This is a genomic window from Pyrofollis japonicus, from assembly GCF_033097485.1.
In the GTDB taxonomy this organism is placed as follows: domain Archaea; phylum Thermoproteota; class Thermoprotei_A; order Sulfolobales; family Pyrodictiaceae; genus Pyrofollis; species Pyrofollis japonicus.
Genome location: NZ_AP028634.1, coordinates 1420378 through 1439626, shown reverse-complemented (window position 1 = coordinate 1439626; position 19249 = coordinate 1420378). Strand labels below are relative to the sequence as shown.

Annotated in this window: 16 protein-coding genes, 1 tRNA gene and 1 rRNA gene; 14 read left to right on the top strand and 4 right to left on the bottom strand. The window is 51.7% G+C overall.

Translation table 11 applies throughout. The annotated features are described in order from the left end of the window. Together SBG41_RS07560 and SBG41_RS07555 are read left to right on the top strand one after the other, a co-directional pair. Positions 1-3112, top strand: a 23S ribosomal RNA gene (locus SBG41_RS07560). A gap of 216 nt (positions 3113-3328) precedes the next feature. After that, positions 3329-3640: a nucleoside triphosphate pyrophosphohydrolase gene (locus tag SBG41_RS07555; RefSeq protein WP_317894944.1), complete on the top strand. Its 312-nt coding sequence runs from the start codon at positions 3329-3331 to the stop codon at positions 3638-3640. Here the strand turns inward: SBG41_RS07555 and SBG41_RS07550 are convergent. Beyond that, complete coding sequence (locus SBG41_RS07550; protein ID WP_317894943.1) at positions 3637-4032, bottom strand: CBS domain-containing protein; 396 nt, start codon at positions 4030-4032, stop codon at positions 3637-3639. The genes SBG41_RS07555 and SBG41_RS07550 overlap by 4 nt on opposite strands. A gap of 204 nt (positions 4033-4236) precedes the next feature. Here SBG41_RS07550 and SBG41_RS07545 point away from each other — a divergent pair, with 204 nt between their 5' ends. Genes SBG41_RS07545 through SBG41_RS07535 form a run of 3 tightly spaced genes read left to right on the top strand, consistent with a single transcriptional unit; the run spans position 4237 to position 7886 of the window. Beyond that, positions 4237-6213 carry an aldehyde ferredoxin oxidoreductase N-terminal domain-containing protein gene (locus tag SBG41_RS07545; RefSeq protein WP_317894942.1) on the top strand — a complete coding sequence of 659 codons (1977 nt, stop codon included), beginning with the start codon at positions 4237-4239 and terminating at the stop codon, positions 6211-6213. Between the two features lie 52 nt (positions 6214-6265). Next, positions 6266-7048: a sulfite exporter TauE/SafE family protein gene (locus SBG41_RS07540; RefSeq protein WP_317894941.1), complete on the top strand. Its 783-nt coding sequence runs from the start codon at positions 6266-6268 to the stop codon at positions 7046-7048. A gap of 37 nt (positions 7049-7085) precedes the next feature. Continuing rightward, on the top strand, positions 7086-7886 hold the full coding sequence (locus SBG41_RS07535; RefSeq protein ID WP_317894940.1) for a carbon-nitrogen hydrolase family protein: 801 nt from the start codon (positions 7086-7088) through the stop codon (positions 7884-7886). Between the two features lie 24 nt (positions 7887-7910). Here the strand turns inward: SBG41_RS07535 and SBG41_RS07530 are convergent, their stop codons facing one another. Continuing rightward, the gene (locus SBG41_RS07530; protein ID WP_317894939.1) at positions 7911-8864 is read right to left on the bottom strand and encodes a BadF/BadG/BcrA/BcrD ATPase family protein; all 954 of its coding nucleotides are present in this window, start codon (positions 8862-8864) and stop codon (positions 7911-7913) included. Between the two features lie 260 nt (positions 8865-9124). On the opposite strand from SBG41_RS07530, the gene SBG41_RS07525 reads away from it, so the two are divergent. Then, complete coding sequence (locus tag SBG41_RS07525) at positions 9125-10054, top strand: AEC family transporter (protein ID WP_317894938.1); 930 nt, start codon at positions 9125-9127, stop codon at positions 10052-10054. A gap of 40 nt (positions 10055-10094) precedes the next feature. Here the strand turns inward: SBG41_RS07525 and SBG41_RS07520 are convergent, their stop codons facing one another. Together SBG41_RS07520 and SBG41_RS07515 are read right to left on the bottom strand one after the other, a co-directional pair. Next, positions 10095-12785, bottom strand: coding sequence for a GxGYxYP domain-containing protein (locus tag SBG41_RS07520; protein ID WP_317894937.1), 2691 nt, complete (start codon positions 12783-12785; stop codon positions 10095-10097). 202 nt (positions 12786-12987) lie between these two features. Continuing rightward, a tRNA-Asp gene (locus SBG41_RS07515) sits at positions 12988-13065 on the bottom strand. Positions 13066-13186: 121 nt separating this feature from the next. On the opposite strand from SBG41_RS07515, the gene SBG41_RS07510 reads away from it, so the two are divergent. From SBG41_RS07510 to rsmA, 8 genes are all read left to right on the top strand, one after another. Continuing rightward, entirely contained in the window at positions 13187-13597 is a 411-nt protein-coding gene (locus tag SBG41_RS07510; RefSeq protein ID WP_317894936.1) for a translation initiation factor IF-5A, read from the top strand. Positions 13598-13731: 134 nt separating this feature from the next. Beyond that, positions 13732-15081, top strand: a complete 1350-nt coding sequence (locus SBG41_RS07505) for a signal recognition particle protein Srp54 (RefSeq protein WP_317894935.1) — start codon at positions 13732-13734, stop codon at positions 15079-15081. Then, positions 15044-15538 carry an RNA methyltransferase gene (locus tag SBG41_RS07500; protein WP_317894934.1) on the top strand — a complete coding sequence of 165 codons (495 nt, stop codon included), beginning with the start codon at positions 15044-15046 and terminating at the stop codon, positions 15536-15538. The genes SBG41_RS07505 and SBG41_RS07500 overlap by 38 nt, the downstream gene beginning before the upstream one ends. Next, entirely contained in the window at positions 15513-16832 is a 1320-nt protein-coding gene (locus SBG41_RS07495; protein ID WP_317894933.1) for a tRNA pseudouridine(54/55) synthase Pus10, read from the top strand. The genes SBG41_RS07500 and SBG41_RS07495 overlap by 26 nt, the downstream gene beginning before the upstream one ends. A gap of 61 nt (positions 16833-16893) precedes the next feature. Continuing rightward, on the top strand, positions 16894-17223 hold the full coding sequence (locus SBG41_RS07490) for a 50S ribosomal protein L21e (protein WP_317894932.1): 330 nt from the start codon (positions 16894-16896) through the stop codon (positions 17221-17223). 71 nt (positions 17224-17294) lie between these two features. After that, the gene (locus SBG41_RS07485; protein WP_317894931.1) at positions 17295-17633 is read left to right on the top strand and encodes a hypothetical protein; all 339 of its coding nucleotides are present in this window, start codon (positions 17295-17297) and stop codon (positions 17631-17633) included. A 152-nt stretch (positions 17634-17785) separates the two neighbouring features. Next, positions 17786-18481, top strand: coding sequence for a DUF655 domain-containing protein (locus tag SBG41_RS07480; protein ID WP_317894930.1), 696 nt, complete (start codon positions 17786-17788; stop codon positions 18479-18481). 4 nt (positions 18482-18485) lie between these two features. Then, a complete protein-coding gene (gene rsmA / locus SBG41_RS07475) occupies positions 18486-19247 on the top strand; it encodes a 16S rRNA (adenine(1518)-N(6)/adenine(1519)-N(6))-dimethyltransferase RsmA (RefSeq protein WP_317894929.1) in 762 nt (253 codons plus the stop codon). Positions 19248-19249 lie beyond the last annotated feature (2 nt).

The following is a 19249-nucleotide window of genomic DNA, read 5'->3' as shown; positions in this document are numbered from 1 at the left end:
GCCTCACGGCACGGACGCCGCCCGGTGGATGGCTCGGCTCGGGCGCCGACGAAGGGCGCGGCAAGCGGCGATATGCCCGGGGTAGGCGCATGCAGCCGTTGAACCCGGGATCCCCGAATGGGGCCTCCTGCCACGGGCGAAGAGCCCGTGGCGCTCGGGAAACCGGGGTTTTCCCCGGGAGTACCGAGCGGGAACCCCCCGAACGGAAACATCTTAGTAGGGGGAGGAAAAGAAAGCAACAGCGATCCCCTGAGTAGGGGCGACCGAAAGGGGGAGAGCCCAAACCAATTCTCCGCGGGATAACCGCGGAGAGATGAGGGGTTGCGGCCCCGCGGCTGGGGCCTCGAGCCCCAGCGGGCCGACTCCGGGTAGCCGAAGTGGGCTGGAAAGCCCCGCCGTAGAGGGTGACAGCCCCGTAGGCTAAACCCGGAGGGCCCGCGCCGCGGGGCAGAGTACCACGGCTTGGTTCTGCCGTGGGAAGCTGGGAGTCACCGACTCCCAAGGCTAAATACGTCCCGAGACCGATAGCGTACTATGTACCGTGAGGGAAAGCTGAAAAGCACCCCGGAAGGGGGGTGAAAAGAGCCTGAAACCGGGCGGCTAAGCACGGGGCGGCCCGAAAGCGAGGAGGCCCCCCGAAGGAAACCGGCGCGAGCCGGGAGTACGAGGGGGGCGGAGCAGGGTCGCCCCGTCCGTCTTGAAACACGGGCCGGGGAGTTCACGGCCGTGGCGAGCCTAAGGGGTTCACCCCCGAAGGCGTAGGGAAACCGACGAGCCCGCAGCCGGGGGCTATCCCCCGGCGAGGGGCGGGGTCCCAAAGGGCCCGGAGTCACGGCCGTGAGACCAGAAACCGGGCGATCTAGGCGGGGGCAGGGTGAAGCCGGGCGAAAGCCCGGTGGAGGCCCGAAGGGGTTCTGACGTGCAATTCGTTCCCCTGACCCCCGTCTAGGGGTGAAAGGCCAATCTAGCCCGGTGATAGCTGGTTCCCGCCGAAGTGCCTCGCAGGGCAGCCCCGCCGGAGGCCGGGCCGCGGGGTAGAGCACTGATTGGGGGTGCAGGGGGCGAAAGCCCCCGGCCCCCTATCAAACTCCGAACCCGCGGCCGCCGTAGATGGCGGGAGTGGGGCTCCCCGGGGTAAGCCCGGGGGCCGAGAGGGGAACAACCCAGACCGGGGTTAAGGCCCCCAAGGGCCGGCTAAGTGCCAACGAAAGGGCGTCCTCGGCCTCAGACAGCGGGGAGGTGGGCCTAACAGCAGCCATCCTCTAAGGAGTGCGTAACAGCTCACCCGCCGAGGCCGAGGGCCCCGAAGATATGTCGGGGCTTAAGCCGGCCGCCGAGACCCCGGGGGCGGACCGCTATGCGGTCCGCATCCGGTAGGCGGGCGCCGGGGCGGCGCAGAAGGCGGGCCGTGAGGCCCGCTGGAGCCGCTCCGGGTGCGGATCCCGGCGGTAGTAACAGCGAAGAGGGGTGAGAATCCCCTCCGCCGGAAAGGGCCAGGGTTCCTCGGCAACGGTCGTCGGCCGAGGGTGAGCCGGCCCTAACCCGGGCCGTAACACGGACCCGGGGAAAGGGAAACGGGTCAATATTCCCGTGCCGCGGGGGTAGGTGCGGCAACGCAAGCCCCGCCTCCGACGCCTCCGGGTAGGCGGACCGGGGGCGGCCGAAGGGCCGCGACCCGGCTAACCGTCCGAAGGCCGGGGAGAGCCGTAATGGCGAGAACCGGCCGAAGGCGGGAATGGGGGCCCGTTAGGGCCCTTCCGCCGATCCCGGGGGCCCTTGAAAAGGGGGCGGGGAACGATCCCCCGCGCCCGTACCGAGAACCGACACAGGTGCCCCTGGGTGAGAAGCCCCAGGCGTCTGGGGGCTAACCCGGGCCAGGGAACTCGGCAAATTGGCCCCGTAACTTCGGGAGAAGGGGTGCCCGCGGTCTGGGGGTAAACCCCTTGGACCGCGGGTCGCAGTGCCTAGGGGGGCCTGACTGTTTAATAAAAACATAGGTCCCCGCAAGCCCGAAAGGGTGTGTACGGGGGCCGAATCCTGGCCACTGGCGGTCCGTGAAACCGGGGTTCAACCCGGCGAAGCGCCGCTGAAGGCCGGGAGTAACTCTGACTCTCTTAAGGTAGCCAAATGCCTTGCCGGGTAAGTTCCGGCGCGCATGAATGGATCAACGAGGTCCCCACTGTCCTGGCCCGGGGCCCCGTGAACCCACGGAGCCGGTGCACAGGCCGGCATCCCCCCGCAGGGCGAGAAGACCCCGTGGAGCTTTACCGCAGCCTGGGGTTGCCCTCTGGGCCCGGGTACGTAGCGTAGGTGGGAGCCGATGAGCCACCCTCTCCGGGGGGTGGGGAGGCGCCAATGAAACACCACCTACCCGGGCCTGGGGGGCTTACCCCCGGCGGGAGGCCGGGGGGACAGCCCCAGGTGGGCGGTTTGGCTGGGGCGGCACGCCCGTGAAAAGGTAACACGGGCGCCCAAAGGTCGGCTCAGGCGGGTCAGAGCTCCGCCGTAGAGTGCAAGGGCAAAAGCCGGCCTGACCGGACCCCGAACAGCAACGGGTCCGGCCGGGAAACCGCGGCCTAGCGAACGCTCGTGCCCCCCTCGGTGGGGGCCGGGCATGACAGAAAAGTTACCCCGGGGATAACAGAGTCGTCGCGGGCGAGAGCTCACATCGACCCCGCGGTTTGCTACATCGATGTCGGCTCTTCCCATCCTGGGGGTGCAGCAGCCCCCAAGGGTGGGGCTGCCCGCCCATTAAAGGGGAACGTGAGCTGGGTTTAGACCGTCGTGAGACAGGTCGGACTCTACCCGCGGGGGGTGTGGGCCGCCTGAGGGGAAGGTGCCCCTAGTACGAGAGGAACGGGGCGCCGCGGCCTCTAGTGTACCGGTTGTCCGGCAGGGCAGCGCCGGGCAGCCACGCCGTAGGGGGTAACCGCTGAAAGCATCTAAGCGGGAACCCCTCCCCGAAAAGAGGCGGCCGCCGCCTCGGGGTTTCCCGGGGCGGCCCGGGCTCCCGTAGAAGACGGGGTTGATGGGGCGGGGGTGTAAGCCCCGAGGGGCCTTGTGCCCCGAGGGGTTTAGCCCGCCGCTCCCAATCGCCCGGACGCCGTGGGGGCTTCTCGCTCAGGGGCGGGCCACGCTGGGTATAGGGTCTGCGTGGCCCGCAGGGGCCCAGGGCCCGGGGCTTAGGGCTCCTGGGTGGTGTGCGCGGGGTCTGGGCCCCCGTCGTTAGCGTGTTGCCTCTCTCCTCTATGTTGCAGTATTGCTTCTTCCTGGTTCTATTCTTGGCCCTTGTGGTTTGTCCTGAGTTTCTCTTCTATGGTGCTATGTGTTGGTTTGTTGGAAGCTCGTTAGGGATAGGATTGCCGAGGAGGTTCGTGGAGAGCCCGGTGTCCGTGTTTTCCGGGTTTCCGGGGAGCAGTTTGATGCATTGCTGCGTGCCAAGATTGTTGAGGAGGCGTTGGAGCTTGCGGAGAGTGGTAGTGTTGAAGAGGCTGCTGATCTTCTTGAGGCTCTCTATGAGTGGCTGGGTTTGAGGGGTATTTCTCTACGTGTTGTTGAGGATGTTAGGGCTAGGAAGCGGGAGGAAAAAGGTGGGTTTTCCGGGGGCTATGTTGTTGTTTGGCTTGATCGAGACTGTTAGGGGTGTTCGCTCTCTGCTAGGAGGAATTGTAGTACTCTGCGGATGCTGATTACTCCGAGGAGCCTACCCCGGTCGTCGACTACTGGTATGTGTCGGATGTTGTGCTGTATCATTTTCTGGGCTATGAGCGGCAAGGGGTCGGCGGGATGTGCTACGACTAGGTCGCGTGTCATTACTTCTTCTAGCCTGGTTTCCAGGGGAGTTCCTTTTGCAATGTGTTTAACGAGGTCTCTTTCCGTGAAGATGCCTACGAGTTTCTCGTCCTTGACCACTGGTACGCTTCCGATATTGTGTTCGGCCATTATCCTTGTTGCGTCAAGTATTGTTTTATCCGGTGTAGCGTATATGGGCTTGGTGTCACGTACTAGGTCATAGGCTGTAAGAGTGGGCACAGAGACCCCCCGCGTTAAAGTAACGTATGGAGTAAAAATAGGGATTATGCAAATGCGCCTCGGCAGGGAAGGAGTTGTCCAAGTTACTGTACCTGGCTAAAAGGGATGCTCAGCAGTACACTCATATACCTAGCACTACGTCATCCTCGTTATGAGGGGTATAGGAGGGTTTTTCTTACTGGTCTTTAATAGGTGCAATGTGCTATGAGTGTGTTTCGAGTACTTGTTGTGGATGCTGCTTCACGGAATTACCGTGTCGAGGAGCAGAATATAGGTAGCGGTATTCTAGGCATTATTGACTATGGTGTAAGGCTGCATGTTGATAAGTATAAGAGCTATGAAGTTTCGGTTGATTCTCCGCGCAACGTGGTAGTAGCTGGTTGCGGGCCCTTCGCCGGCGCAAGGGTCTTCGGCGGGCACAGAATGGTCTTTGTGTTTAGGAGTCCGGAGACAATGGGGCTTCATGTAAGCACTCTTGGGGGTGCCTGTTACCAGTTTATGAGGACGGGGCTTCGTGGCCTCGTAGTCGAAGGCTGGAGCGAGGAGCCGGTGATTATAAAGGTACTTGGTAAGCGCGATGGAAGAATAGATGTTGACTTCATTGGGGTCTCTTGGGAGAAGCTCTGGAACATATGGGGCGGCTTCGAGGGTTATAGGGGCACGAGCGCTCTTGCGTTATACCTTTACCGCGAAGTAGTAGGTGGCGCGGAGTTCCCGGTCAGAGTAGCTGTTGTCGGGCCTGCGGCGGCGCGCACAATGTTTGGCGGAATATTCTCGTATATGGTTGAGGGTGAATGGCTGTCGCCTGTCGTGGACTCTGCCTCGAGGGCTGGTGGCGGCAGTGTTTTGCTGAGGGCACATGGTGTTGCTGGCATCGTGTTCGGCGGAGACTATGACTTCACACGCGAGGCCCCTACTATAAACAAGATGATCGAGGATGTTACTAGAGAGGTGTTTGGGAAGCCTTATGCGGTCGTGGCTAGAAGCGTTACCACGAAGTACCGGTTTGACGAAAAGCTTGGCACAGGCGGCACCTTTGGAGTAAACTACGTGCACTACAGGGACATGTTGCCATTCTTTGGCTACAATACTGTTTACTTGTCGAAGGCGGCTAGGCTTCGGATACTTGATATAATCTTAGAGCATCTGTGGAAACTTGTTCAGAGAGAAGTCTTCGAGGCGCCAGAGAAGCCTTGGAGGACGTGTGGTGAGCCATGTATAGCGGCTTGTAAGAAGATATGGCGCGGCGTGAAAATAGACTATGAGCCCTCCAACGCTCTTGGCGGTCTAGTAGGTGTTGTGAAGGCAGACCAAGTTGCGGACTTGATAAGGCTCGCCGACGACCTAGGTATCGACGCTATTGAGGCGGGCCACATAATATCATGGATCTTCGACGCGGTTCATCGTGGAATGTTGCTGCCGGAGGAGGTAGGGCTCGGCCAGAGACCGTTCTTCGATCCGCTGAGCTATACTGTAGACCAGAGCGACGTTAACTATGAGTTAGCCAAACAAGTACTCGAGGGCCTAGTAGAGCATCGTAGCGAGATATTGAAGCTAGTAGCCGAGAAGGGGCTTAGAAAGGCATCATTAGAGCTTAACAAGCGGTTTGAGTCAAGGACCCGTATGTACGGCCTAGGGTTCCACGACCTAATAGTATGTGCACCATACGGTGACGAGGCCTATATGACTCCAAACTTGTACTGGGCGCCCGGCCTAATAGCTCCAATACCGGTTCCAGGTAGGTATTGGAGCTATTATAGCCCGGCGATACCGCGCGATCCCCGTGAATTCGCTGAAGTAATAATCAATAGAATGGTTAATGAGTACCTCGTTGACAATGCTGGAACGTGTCGCTTCTACCGGAAGTGGACTGAGAAGGTCTTAGAGAAGCTCTACGAGGGCCTTGTAGGCGAAAAAATCGACCTCGTTAGCCACGCGCGCCGCGTACTAGGATCCATAGCAAGGTACCGGGTATTGGCGGGAGCAGTGCCCAGGCCCTGGGACTCAAAGAAGAGCATTGACATGATTGTTTCTCTTGCAGCAGAGCTTGGGGACAAAGAGCTAGCGGAGCAACTATACAGGGCCCACCGGGAGTACTGGGAAAAACTATACAAGCATATATGGAGCTGGCTAGGCGTTATCCCCGAGGAAGCAGAGGAGGCCTCTGCGCCGACAGCGTAGCTATGTTTTTCTCCCATCCAGGGCTACGCCGCTGTGCTTGGTGCACGGATAAGTGCAGGAACTAGTTATTGTGCCGCTGATTGGGTTTGTGGCCGGCTTCGTAGGCACTATGCTCGGTATAGGCGGCGGCGCCATAATGGTGCCCTTCTTAACGCTCCTAGGCTTCGACATCAAGAGGGTTGTGCCTGCTAGTCTCTTCGCAATACTTGGCACAAGTGCTGGCGGGCTCCGATACCTCCTTGGCAGGGGTCTTGTTGACTACAGGCTAGCAGTTATATTGGAATTAGCTTCAACGACGGGCGCGTTGACGGGCGTAGCTGTATTCGGGAAGCTTAGCAACAAGGAGCTAATAGCAATACTTGGCTTCGTGCTCGTACTTTCCGGCATATTGTTCCTCGTGAGGCAAAGGGTTGTCGCAAGAAGGGAGAAGGGTCCAGGAGGCTATACGCCGATTAGCTTAAGGGACAAGCTTGGCCGGCTAGCAGCTGCTCTCTCAGCGAGCTTCGCGGCCGGAATGTTTTCAGCTATGCTCGGCATAGGCGGCGGAGTGATAAAGGTTCCAATACTTGTCCTCGTTCTTGGTCTCCCGATACACGTTGCAGTATCCACGAGCAAGCTCATGGTAGGTATAACGGCCTTGGCGGGCCTGCTAGGCCATGTAGCTACAGGTAATGTTGATTGGCTTCTTGCTGTGCTTCTACTGGTAGGAACCTATACTGGGGCAACGGTCTCGTCGCGTGTACTCGTGAGACTGAAGGCCCGCTCACTATACATAATAGCAGCGCTGTACTACTTTATAATGGGAGCCTACCTGGTCATAAAGTCTAGGCTATGAGACCTTTTCTTCTTGTTCGTAGAGTGAGGGAGGAGATATGGACTCGCTCCGACTGGTGCTCGTGCAGCTAGCTGCATCGAGGTCCAAGGAGGAGTCTGCTAGAAAGATTAGCAAGTTGTTAGAGAAGGCGGCAAAGCATAAGCCTGACATCGTTGTCTTGCCTGAGTACTCTATGTTTGACCCTACGGGTCTACGTGCCGAGGATATAGTCAATGAAGCTGAGCCACTAGATGGGCCCTGGTCAAGATTCTTTGCCGAACACGCTGAGAGGAACGGCTTCTACATATTGTATACGATGTTCGAGCGGAGACCCGGCTATAGGAAAGCCTTCAACACGGCTGTACTAGTGTCTCCCAGTGGTGAACAGTTACTAGTTTACAGAAAAACCCATATGTTCGACATACTCGGGTACCGTGAGAGCGACCTCTTTGAACCGGGCAACGAGCTAAGCAGGATTATAGACGTAAATGGGTACAGGCTAGGCGTGGCGATATGCTTTGAGATACGATTCCCTGAGATCTTTCGGTCGCTGGCGCTTCGCGGTGCAGACGTAGTAGTGGTTCCTGCTGGGTGGTATCGTGGCCCAGTAAAGGAGGACCAGATTCGATTATTAGCCGCGGCGCGTGCTCATGAAAACACGTTGTTCGTTGTAGTCCCTGTGCTCTACGGCGACAACTTTACCGGTAGGAGCCTCGTGGCAGACCCTTATGGCGTGATAAGGCTTGATGCTGGCCCTGGAGAGAAAGTCATTGCGGCAGAGCTCTCCAAGGAAGAGCTAGAGGAGGCGCGCAGAATGCTCCCATTGCTGCGTCTTAGACGCCCTGAGCTATACGGCTAACATCACGAGCAATAGCTGTATTTGTTACTCGTAAAGATTTCTCGCGGCAGTGTAAAGCTCATTGGAGAACGCCTTATCTGGTTCTGGGTCGCCGGCTAGCCTCAAAGCCTCATACACAGCGCCGAGCACCGCATAAACAATATTCTCGTGTACCGATATCCCTCTGGCTTCGAGCACGTTGCGAAAAGTACTCATAAACACGTTGCTTCTAAACATGGACCCCGTCACATAGACGTTTTGCAGCCCAGTCCACTTTGCAGCCTCAAGAGCCAGCGCGGCGAGTAACCGGGCCCCTTTTTCAAAGAGGCTTCTGGCAGGAGCACAATTCTCCGCTATTTCTGCGAGATATCTCGTAACAGACGCTATTTGCTCTACGCCTTGATTGTTATAGAACCAATACATTAGTTCGTCGGTATCCCTTACACCGAGCCTTTTTGTAAGAAACGACGTCATACAGTCATGTCCTATTAGCCCATCTAGCGCCCTCCGGAGTCTCCTCAAAGCCAGCCTTGCCACCCAGAAGCCGCTTCCCTCATCTCCGAGGAGCCAGCCTCGGTCTCCCAGTATCAGTCTCCTGGCCCCATCGTATGCGAAGACAATGCTCCCTGTCCCAGCTATTACCAATATTCCTGGCCTTCCCCGAGTAGCAGCCAATAGAGAGATGTATGCATCGTGGTCTAAGACAAGTCTCTCCCCAAGTCCTGAGGCATGCTTGATTGTATCGGCCAGGGCATCTTTGACCCTACGAGAGTCTAGTCCAGCAAGCCCGGCATAAACTAGCACTATGTCATCCAGTCGCGCGCCAAGCTTCCTCACAGCCTCTAGTACTCCCTTACCAATGTTTTCTCCTGCCTTCTCCGGCCCCACGTTGACCGGGTTTGAAGGGCCCGAACGAGCTATTGAAGCCTCCATTGTGCTTGTGCTGAGGGCTAAGACCTTGGTACTAGTAGCGCCACCATCTACACCAACAACTATCACTTGGTCCACATCCCCAACTCTTGGTTCTGCTTAAACAAGCATTGAATATATTTTGGCTGGAGTTATGGCGTGCAGCTGCCCCGATCCCCGCAACTGGTAGCATGTTGTTTAAGAGTGTCTCCTAGAGTATAGCGCAGAGGGGTGTTCTTCGTTAACGGGTATCTGATGCGCATTGCTAGTAGCATTTGACTAGGTTGAGCACATAGAACTGCGATATGAGTAAGGGAAGTGATTGCTAGGACGAGGTGTACCTAGCAGAAATGTTGGAGCAAGTCGTGAGGCTCTTTGCAGCACTCTTTGTCTTCTTCCTAGGCTTCATCCTTGGGTCGACAAGGGAGGGGCGCCGGGTCTCAAACATTATTGCTAAGCTGTTGCTCTACTTGTTTATACCCGCCATAATAATCTATAAGGTAGCGTCTACGCAGCTCGGCATCATAGTACAGTACGCGGTGCTAGTCACAGCTGTGTTCTGGCTAACGCTAGGCTCGGCCGCGATACTCGTTCCTCGCATTCTTAGGGAGTATTCGGAGAAAACGATTGGAGCAGCTATCCTTGCTGCAGGAATACACAACTCTGGCTTCTTGCCGATCCCGTTAATGCTCATGCTTTACGGCGATGCCGGCCCAGCAGCCCTTTACTCGACAATAGCAAGCATCCACGCGTCAATAATAGTGCCGATAATAGTGGGACTCTATCGCGCAGAAAAGAGAAATGAAGAAGGAAGCGTTGCTAGGATTGTTCTAAGATCCATTATCGCGTACCCGCCCTTCATAGCACTGCTCGCCGGCCTAGCGTCGAGAGGATTCATGACGACGTGTCCGGATCAAGTTGTTTCAACGCTTTCAAGCCTCTATACAATAAGTGCTGAAGCCACGCTTATCAGCTTCTACCTCGTAGGTGCTGCCCTTAGGCAAAGCGGACTCGGACTAGATAAACCAGTACTCGTGATAACGCTGTGGCGGCTCATAGTAGAGCCAATTATTACGCTAATAGTTATCTTATCCGTGAACCCTGCGATAGGAGAACTGTGGATACGAGGCCTCATAATAGAGTCGTTTATGCCTCCGGCAACAATGAATATCGTCGTGGCAGTGATATATGGATTAGATTATAAAGTAGTTGCAAAGTCAATAGGCATATCAACTCCCTTCTCAATAGCCCTGGCTCTGCTACAGTTCTTTATAAACTAGTCCATGAGTACAGCTTGCTTAACCAGCTATATGGCAAGATTTATTTATGTTTTGTACACCTTATTTGTAAAAAGACGAGCACTATTGCTAAAACTATTAGAAGAAGCAGCAATGGCAGTGCTGGGCTCGAGCTTGGGACGAATACAGTTATTGTTGTCCCAGGCTCTGTAATCGTTGTGTTGCTTACTATTGTCTTGTTTATTGTTACTGTGTTAGTAATAGTGAATATGTTTGTAGTTTTCACGGTTATCGTTCTCGTTGTTTTACTTATAGTGGTCAGCGTCTTTGTATAGTACTGGATTCTCTTAGTCGTTATTGTTGTAGTCACTGTTAATGCTTTCTGTGTACATAAGGGTATTTGGCATGATGATTGTATTGCCTTAGAAAACCCTGTTTTAAATATTATATCTTCGAGAAGCGGCTCCAGAATACAATTATGGAATAAAAGCGGGCTAAGTATTGGGAGCTCGGCGTTCCACCCATGTCCTAGCGGGATTATTTGCGCATCATACTCTGCGTAATTATCGGGTTCTAGTTCTAGATTTATACTTATAGAGACTGTGTGTAATTCAGACACGTTGTCGTTATCCGTGTCGCCTTTACTAAAGGCGTCTATGAGGAGATAGTCATAAGGCGCTTTCTTTACTAGAAGAGCCAGTGCCTTGGGATGAGGAAAACCATCATCAAACACGATTACCCCTTTACAATTTTCACATAGAATGTAAGGGTCTGGGCCCAAGGGCCTCTGCATAACTTGTTGCGAGCCTATTATCGAGAAATATCTAGGCCCCTTAGCCTCGCAGCCTCCTCCTGGAGGTCCGTGAGGAGACCAAGCCATTGTGTCAAGCTGGTCAAGGAGTGCATCAACGACTTTAACACTTATAGGGTGTTGAGTAATTATCAATGTTTTCACTAATACTCCTTGGTCATTAACAAGGTACATTCTAATGATTTTTGCACTAGGCGTTTTAAATACTAACGTGATGTTTGTCGAAGAATTTCTTAGTACAAGAGGTTTCAGAGTCTGTGCAGAATTATTAATTACGAGTATCGCGGGGTCTGCACGGCTGACTGCAAGAAGTTCTCCTGAAATCCAGCTATATACTCGTACTTGGTGGTAATCCTTACTGAGTTCCAAAAAGACTTGTGGCTCTGGCTTGATGCTACACCAGGGAGTTTTGAAGCGCTGTGGCGCTGTTCTAATGGTTTCCACGAGATCAGTCAAGTTAACTATCCTTGCTCCATTGCTTTCCAGATATTTTGTCAACTCATATATACGGTTCATGTTGAAGCTCCAAGCATCAAGATAAATCACGAGCGCCAGAGGTCTCTGCTTAATTGATAGAATTTTTCCTAGTACGTCTCGGTAATCATGGTATGTAACTGGAACAGCATATATGAGTAGAGGTAAGCGTTCGCTTTGAACATAGCCCCATAACCCGTTTGCCTGGTGAACAGGGCTTATAATGCCCCTATAGAAGGCATGTAGATTAAGCACTTGCCGAGTAACCGGCGTGATAAAGACTGCATATTCGGCTTCAATCTTTTTTGAAAGCTCCTTTGCGGCAGCAGCGTGTAGTTTCAGGCTACGAAGAGACATATCGCAGCCATAGTAGTAGCCATCGCCGCTTACCCCTGGAACCAATGTATCATTCGGCGAAGCTGTTTGTAAATAGTATAGTAGTAGATGTGGCGCTAGCCTAGCAGTAAGGGGATTAATAGTCCATGTTACGGGTATGGTACCCCTTAGATTATTTCCCCAGCGCTCTTTCGAAGGCAATGTATTCATTAAATATGCTATGTTATCCCCATCGCTCACGACGAGTGCAACATAGATACCGTTATTGTCTATATTTATCGGTCTCCCCTTTGGTGCAGCCTTGCGCGGTAACTTGCCTATGTGGTCTCTAAACCATTCAGAAAAACTAAGACTAGGCGCGTCCGATGCAACTATTAAGCTAAACCCGTGTCTACTAACAAGTCTTACACCATAATACTCACCTGCTCCACCATCCGGAAAGAACCCATACACGTAAAGGCCATGTATTTTACTAAGAAATTCGTCTAGCAGCTCTCTTTCCTTAGCCTTCTGCGGAATAGGGCTCAGAGACACGATTGGGTACCTATATTTTACAGCGAAATCGATTAAGGCTGTAGCTCCCGAAGGTAGAACTACTATCGAAGAAGTGTTGAACATCTTTATATTCTTAAGCAGATATGTATGTACAGAAATTGTGTCGTTAAAAACTCCACGTAAGTCAAGAACAATAGGATATCTTGTATGTTGAAGCTCTTCTAACATGTACTGAGAAACTGGTAGGGAGTCTAGGACGCCTCCGAGACTGGCTGCGAGATATGCTTCCCCGGGAATGTTCTCATCGTAGATAATTAACCCTCTTATCTCATCTGAGAACATTCTTAATAATAGAGCCGGGTTAGGCTCAACTGGTATCGGCTTGCAGCCAAAAGTGTCTTGAAAGACTTGGAGTGCAATCATTTTGTCTAGGGGAGTGTGAGAAACGTATAGAACTGGCTTATCCCGATTAACAATACCTTGCAGGGTTTCCACGAATATTCTTTCTCCAAAACCTAGTTTCCAAGCATCTATAACGTAAAATTCACAATTGTTACGGCTTTGGTTGCTTTCAGCAATAACGAAAGAACTAAATATTAGTAAGTGGATTAGGCCAACAACCATAGCAATGCTTTTTCGTCTTTGTGCGGACTGCAACCCGCTGTTCATCCCTCAAGGGAAGACGCTTCTATTTTCTCGCTATATTGTTCTTCTACAGCGTAGTAGAATTATTACGCTGTGTAGTAATCCGCGCTCTAAGTGTCAAAAAGAATCGGGGTACTCTTTCAGCTTAAGCCGTGATTAAAGAATCGAGTATTTGCTGTAGTGATAGTACGATTAAGAAGTAAGGAGGAAGGGATGGCGCCGCGGCCGGGATTTGAACCCGGGTCACGGGCTTGACAGGCCCGCATACTAGGCCAGGCTATACTACCGCGGCACCATGTTGGTGTTCTCCTCTACCTTAGCCGGGTTAAATAGTTAACGTGGATCATTGCCTAGATGTGGGGCTAAGCTATAAATGCGGGCCGTGGCTCTTGCTAGGTAGCTTGGGGATTAGTATGAGCGTCAACTATGCGACTCTTGGAGAACTACGTGTTGGCAGCTATATCGTGATAGACGGTGAGCCTTGTAGAATAGTTGAAATGAGCAAGGCGAAAACGGGCAAACATGGTAGCGCTAAGGCACATGTTGTTGCTGTTTGCTTGTTCTCGGGCAATAAGAAGACTCTTGTGGCTCCGGTTGACACGCGCGTCGAGGTGCCGATAATCGATAAGAGGGTTGGCCAAGTAATAGCCGACCTCGGCGACATGGTTCAGATCATGGACATGGAGACGTTTGACACATTTGAGGTCGAGAAGCCCAAGGATGAGGATCTGCGCTCCAAGCTACAGCCAGGTGCTGAGGTAGAGTACTGGATAGTTATGGGTAAGTACTATATAGCAAAGGTCAGGAGCGCGCCAAAGAGCTAATCTTTTTGCCATGCTAGGGAGCCAGTCTTTTTGTATGAGCTTTCTATTGCTCTCTGGCCTTTGTATCTGTTCCTTTTCTTCTAGCTTTATTATTGCTGGATCGGTAAGAATACAATAATGGGGCTGTTTAGCAGTTGCCGGGGCTCGAGGATCTGCGTAAGGCCGTTAGCAAGTTACTTAGACGAAGCGGTCCATACGAGAGCATAATTAACGAGTACATAAGGGATCTTCAGAAGGCACTGATAGCTGCTGACGTGAATGTTAGGATAGTATTTGATCTCACAAAGCGTATTCGCGAGCAGGCTCTGAAGAGTGAGCCTCCGCCAGGCGTTAGTAGGAGAGAATGGCTTGTCAAGATAACCTATGAGGAGCTGAGCAAACTATTTGGTGGAGACTACGAACCAGAGGTGAAGCCGCCCTATACTCCATACGTCATAATGATGGTTGGCGTTCAGGGAAGCGGTAAAACGACCACTGTGGGCAAGCTCGCGAAATTTTATCGAGATATGGGTTACAAGGTCGGCGTTGTGGCTGCTGACACGTATAGGCCTGGGGCATATGACCAGCTGAGACAGCTTGCTGAGCGCGCTGGCGCAATGTTCTATGGTGAGCCGGGATCTAAGGACCCTATAGGAATTGCTAAGCGAGGAGTAGAGGAGCTGAAGAAGCGGGGTGCTGAAGTGATAATAATTGATACTGCGGGCCGCCATGGCTATGGTGAGGAAGAGTACTTGTTGAAAGAAATGAAGGATATTGCGGCGGCAGTAAAACCGGATGAAGTCATGCTCGTCATAGACGCGGCTATGGGTCAGAAGAGCTACGACCTGGCAAAGAGGTTCCATGAGGCAACACCTATTGGGAGCATAGTCATCACGAAGATGGATGGTACAGCTAAGGGCGGTGGAGCCCTCTCAGCCGTTGCGGCGACAGGTGCAAGGATAAAGTTCATCGGCACAGGCGAAGATATTAGCGAGATAGAGGTTTTCCGGCCTAAGCGTTTCGTAGCTCGATTGCTTGGAATGGGAGACCTAGAGTCTCTCTTGGAGAGAATAGAGAGGCTTGAAAGCGCAAAAGACTTCGAGAAAACCGTTGCCGAGATGCTCTCTGGCAAAATAACATTTAGAACAATATATAGGCAGATAGAGCAGGTACGCAAGCTGGGACCATTTAGAAAAGTCCTCCAAATGATTCCCGGCATCTCGTCCCTCATAGAGTCTGTCGATGATGCGGCCAAACTCAGTGAAGAGAAGACAAAGAAGTGGATAACGATAATCAATTCCATGACGTATGAGGAGCTCGATAACCCTGAACTGCTTGAACAACGCTCACGCGTCAAGCGGATCGCGATAGGTGCGGGTGTTGAAACAAGCGACGTGAGAGAACTCTATAACTACTATAAGACGGTGAAAAGGATGATGAGGACACTTAAGAAGAGGAAGGATATACTTGAAAAACTCGTCAAGTCAGGGAGACTACCAGGTTAAGGTAATTTACGTTACGCGGTGCGATGAGAAAGCATTTCTTCGCGCCGCCCTTGGACTCTCTTCAGCACTATTCCTCTCTAACTCTATTCGATACTGGGTAACATATGAAGCAATGATAAATGAGCGCATTAGGGGCAACTGTCTGAGATATGTTCTAAGCGTTGATGGCAAACGAGTTAGGTGGCTAAGACCCGGTGAGAAGAATCTCCAAGGATTCATAAACACAATTAAGAATGGCAAGCCATGGCCGGGCGTCGTTCTCCGCAAAGTCGATAACGAGATGGTTTCTCAAAAGGTGGGCTGTCTTAACATAATAAGCTACCTAAAGGGGCAGGAAACATGTCCTAACTGCATCATGCTTGACGAAGAAGAGGTTAAGGATATTGGTTTAAAGCCCTGGTGGCTCCTCTCAGCAATAATGGTTGTGAATGATGAACAGTGCAGAAAGCGATGCTAGCAAGGCCTGTGATATAGTAGAGAAAGCTGTTGCTATACTAAGGGATTATCCTCTCTGTGATAGATGCCTGGGCAGGATGTTCGCGCTTCTCGGGAGAGGGTGGAGTAACAAGGAGCGTGGTGATGCTATTAAGCGCCTGGTAGTAATGGGGCTTCATGCGCGTATAAGAGAAGGCGACAAGGAAGCGGCCAGGCTCTTCGAACAACTAGCGCCGAATATAGGGCCCCAAGCCTCAAAGCTCTACGAAGAACTCTTCGGAAAACAGCTAGAGCCTCGGAAATGCTATATCTGTGGCTCAGAGCTTGATAAATGGATACAGAGAGCCGGCGAGGAGAGTCTTAAGCAGCTCCGCCTCATAGAGACCCGGAGCTTCCTTGTAGCTGCAAAAATAGATGAAAAGATAAGAGTCCGTGAGGACACTCTTAAGCAGCGCTATGGTCTATCCCACGCCGAGTCCATAGGTTCCGAGGTAAAACGTGAAGTAAGTAAAATTATACAAGCAAAAACAGAATTAAAACCAAACTTTGTGAACCCCGATGTCGTGATAGCTGTACATATTCCGGGCGGCGATGTAGAATTACAGATAATGCCCTTGCTCCTCAAGGGAAGATACTGGAAAACTAGTAGAAGAATATCGCAGTCCTTCTGGATTACGCGAAGAGGAGAGAAACGCTATCCATTAAGCGTTGAGGAGGCTCTTAGCCCTCTCCTAGACCTCTACGACGCGGATGAACTCGTGCTTCATGCCTCGGGTAGAGAGGACGCCGACGCGAGAATGCTTGGCACAGGGAGACCATTCATAGTAGAACTCAAGAGGCCTAGAAAGAGGCTTGTCGGTCTTCATGAGGCTGCAGCTTCTGTCGAGAAAAGCACGAATGGCCTAGTAAGTGTCGAGCTTAGTGGGGAAGCCGTGCGCAAGGATGTTGTTGAGCTTAAGTCTAGCGACCAGAAGAAGGCCAAAGTGTATAAAGCACTAATAGTTGTCGAGAAAGAGATTTCCGATGAAGAGTTGCGCGGTCTCGAGGAATTCTTTAGGATGAGGGAGATACGGCAGAGAACGCCGCGTAGGGTAAGGCATCGTCGCCCAGACATTGTGCGCGAAAGGATAGTGTACAGTGTCGATGCAAGAAAACTTGCGGCAAATGTTTTCGAAGCGATTATCGTAGCCGAGGGAGGACTCTACATAAAAGAGCTTGTAAGTGGAGACGAGGGTGACACTTCTCCAAGCTTCTCCGAATATCTCGGAGCCAAGGCCTTGTGCGTAGAACTTGACGTTATTGGTGTTAAGATTTAACACCTGCTCCCGGTCAAGCATATAACGTACCGGTGCACATAGGCGGGAGCGGGGGTCAAGCGTGAAGCCGTCCAAGGGGTACCGGCATAGAACAAGGAAGGTGTTCAAAAAACACATACGTGAAAGAGGAGCAGTGCCACCGCTAAGCCTTCTAATGCATGAGTATAAGCCGGGAGACAGGGTCTACATCATCGTGAACCCGTCGATAATGAAAGGAATGCCGCATCGACGATACCACGGCAAGGTTGGTATTGTTGTTGGTAAGCGCGGAAAAGCATACATAGTACAAGTCAAGGTTGGCAGCAAAGTAAAAACACTCTTCATACGCCCCGAGCACCTTCGGCCAGTTCCGCCAGAAGCACTAACGCCGCCGAGCAGCGAAAAAGCCTAAGCACCGATTGCGAATTTTCTATCCAGGCTTTAGCCTCTATAGACATTAGCTAAGTTTTCAAGGTGGACTCAATGGTAGAAATTATATCTTCAAACTATGTGCCTAATCCAGTGGCAAAGAAGATACTCGAGAACATAAAAGAGCTTGTAAATGAAAACCCTATAGTTGCCCGAACATACGAGTATGTTGCCAAATTCTCGAAGTGTAGCCCAGAGAACGCGGAAAAGGCGCTCAAAGAGCTACAAGAAGTAGGGTTCAGCGAGTTCGCGGCTGCTATGCTTATAAACACGGTTCCGACAGAGCTCGAAGAAGCAAAGGCACTTCTTGGCGACATCGATGGCGGCTATGATGAGGAAAAAATAGAACAAGCCCTAGAAGTCCTTCGAAAATACTGTCAAGAATCTGAATAAGCTTAAAAATATTACGATTCGAGAATGTTTATTCTAACTCTAATCAATGACACGATTGTTAAGAACCAATTCTTTCTAGCCTTAGTCATCCACGATTAATGAGTTAGCTTATATTCCTTCATAATCAAAGATAAAAGGAGGGGGACTATTCTTTGGCTCAGCAGCGACAACATTTCCAGCGCTCACGACATAAACGTAAGCCGCACGAGGAGTATGCATACGTTCTTGATTATCTACCGATGGGAAACCCGTCTGATAAGCATCCCAAACACCGTACTCAGCCAGTAGTCCAACTTATAGGTGAAGACTATTTCCTCCTACTTGAGGCTTTACCGAGGCGTGGAGCCTCTCTCGAAGTAGGAGAGAGAGTCTATGTTGGACCTATAGCGGAGAAGCGCCTCAAAATATTCCGTGTCGAAGCGGAAATAGAGTACGATGACTTAACGTCTTTCGCCAAGAGCATGCTTCCTACAATAGTGGAGGAAATTGTGCGTAAAAAGGAAAAAGTCTTCGTGGAATTCTTTAACATAGCAGGCCCGATAAACATCAGGTTTCATAGTCTTGAACTCTTGCCGGGTGTGGGAAAGAAGACTGTTGAAAAGATAATTAAGGCTAGGGAGCGTGAGCCCTTTAAGAGCTATGAGGACATAAAGGAACGTGTTCACATAGACCCCGTTAAAGTCATCACTGAGAGGATAATAGAAGAGCTTAAGGGAGGACAGAAATACTACCTGTTTATACGGCCTCCGCGCCGTGAAAGAGAAGATGTTGTGCCACCCATGTTCCTAAACTATTTAGAAGTATTGTATGAGCGTGTAGGTAAGCAAAGAGAGGACGAGGAACTCTAATACTATGGAGGGAATACGGCCTAGAAAGAGGCTTGGCCAGCATTTTCTCGTATCACGTCGTGTAAGCTCGTTTTTTGCTAAGTGGGCATGCCGTTTTCGCAGGCTTCTTGAGATAGGCCCCGGAACAGGGTCTCTCACAGCCCAAATCCTAAGAACATGTAATGTAGAGTTATTAGTAGGCTTGGAGATTGATACTAGGCTGCTAGAAAATCTTTCTTCTCTAAGCCTTATCGCCGAGGCACTTCAAGCTGTGCATGGTGACGCGCTTTCCCCTCCCCTGAGGCTTAAAGGCTTTGACGCTGCGTACGGGAGCATTCCATACAATATAACGGGGCCACTTATCCGGCTTATTGTCTCAGAGTTCCAGAAGCCTGTGCTTCTTTTAATTCAAAAAGAGGTAGCTGATAGACTCGGTGCTAGACCAGGAACACCCAAGTATGGAAGAATCACAGTGCTTGTGCAACTAGTCTACGATGTCGTTAAGCATATGGTTGTTCCGCCTTCGGCTTTTAAGCCTCGCCCTAAGGTGTTTTCGCAGATTGTTGAACTAGTGCCCAAAAATGGTGTCAAAAACAGAGTAGTAAGCAAGGTTGAAGAGGTAACTAGATGCTTTTTCTCGCAGAGAAATAAGAAAGCCCTAAAGATAGCAAGACAGTGTCTAGGCGAGATTCCACAAAGTATTGTGAAGAAATATGATCTTTCTAATAAGAGGGTATATGAATTACCGCCCAACTTCTTCACAGAAATATTGGAATTGAATACATGAAT

Excerpts from the sequence above, each read along its gene's own strand:
- SBG41_RS07495 (WP_317894933.1), top strand. The coding sequence starts at position 15,513 with ATGAACAGTGCAGAAAGCGATGCTAGCAAGGCCTGTGATATAGTAGAG.
- SBG41_RS07545 (WP_317894942.1), top strand. The coding sequence starts at position 4,237 with ATGAGTGTGTTTCGAGTACTTGTTGTGGATGCTGCTTCACGGAATTAC.
- SBG41_RS07510 (WP_317894936.1), top strand. The coding sequence starts at position 13,187 with ATGAGCGTCAACTATGCGACTCTTGGAGAACTACGTGTTGGCAGCTAT.
- rsmA (WP_317894929.1), top strand. The coding sequence starts at position 18,486 with ATGGAGGGAATACGGCCTAGAAAGAGGCTTGGCCAGCATTTTCTCGTA.
- SBG41_RS07535 (WP_317894940.1), top strand. The coding sequence starts at position 7,086 with ATGGACTCGCTCCGACTGGTGCTCGTGCAGCTAGCTGCATCGAGGTCC.
- SBG41_RS07525 (WP_317894938.1), top strand. The coding sequence starts at position 9,125 with ATGTTGGAGCAAGTCGTGAGGCTCTTTGCAGCACTCTTTGTCTTCTTC.
- SBG41_RS07485 (WP_317894931.1), top strand. The coding sequence starts at position 17,295 with ATGGTAGAAATTATATCTTCAAACTATGTGCCTAATCCAGTGGCAAAG.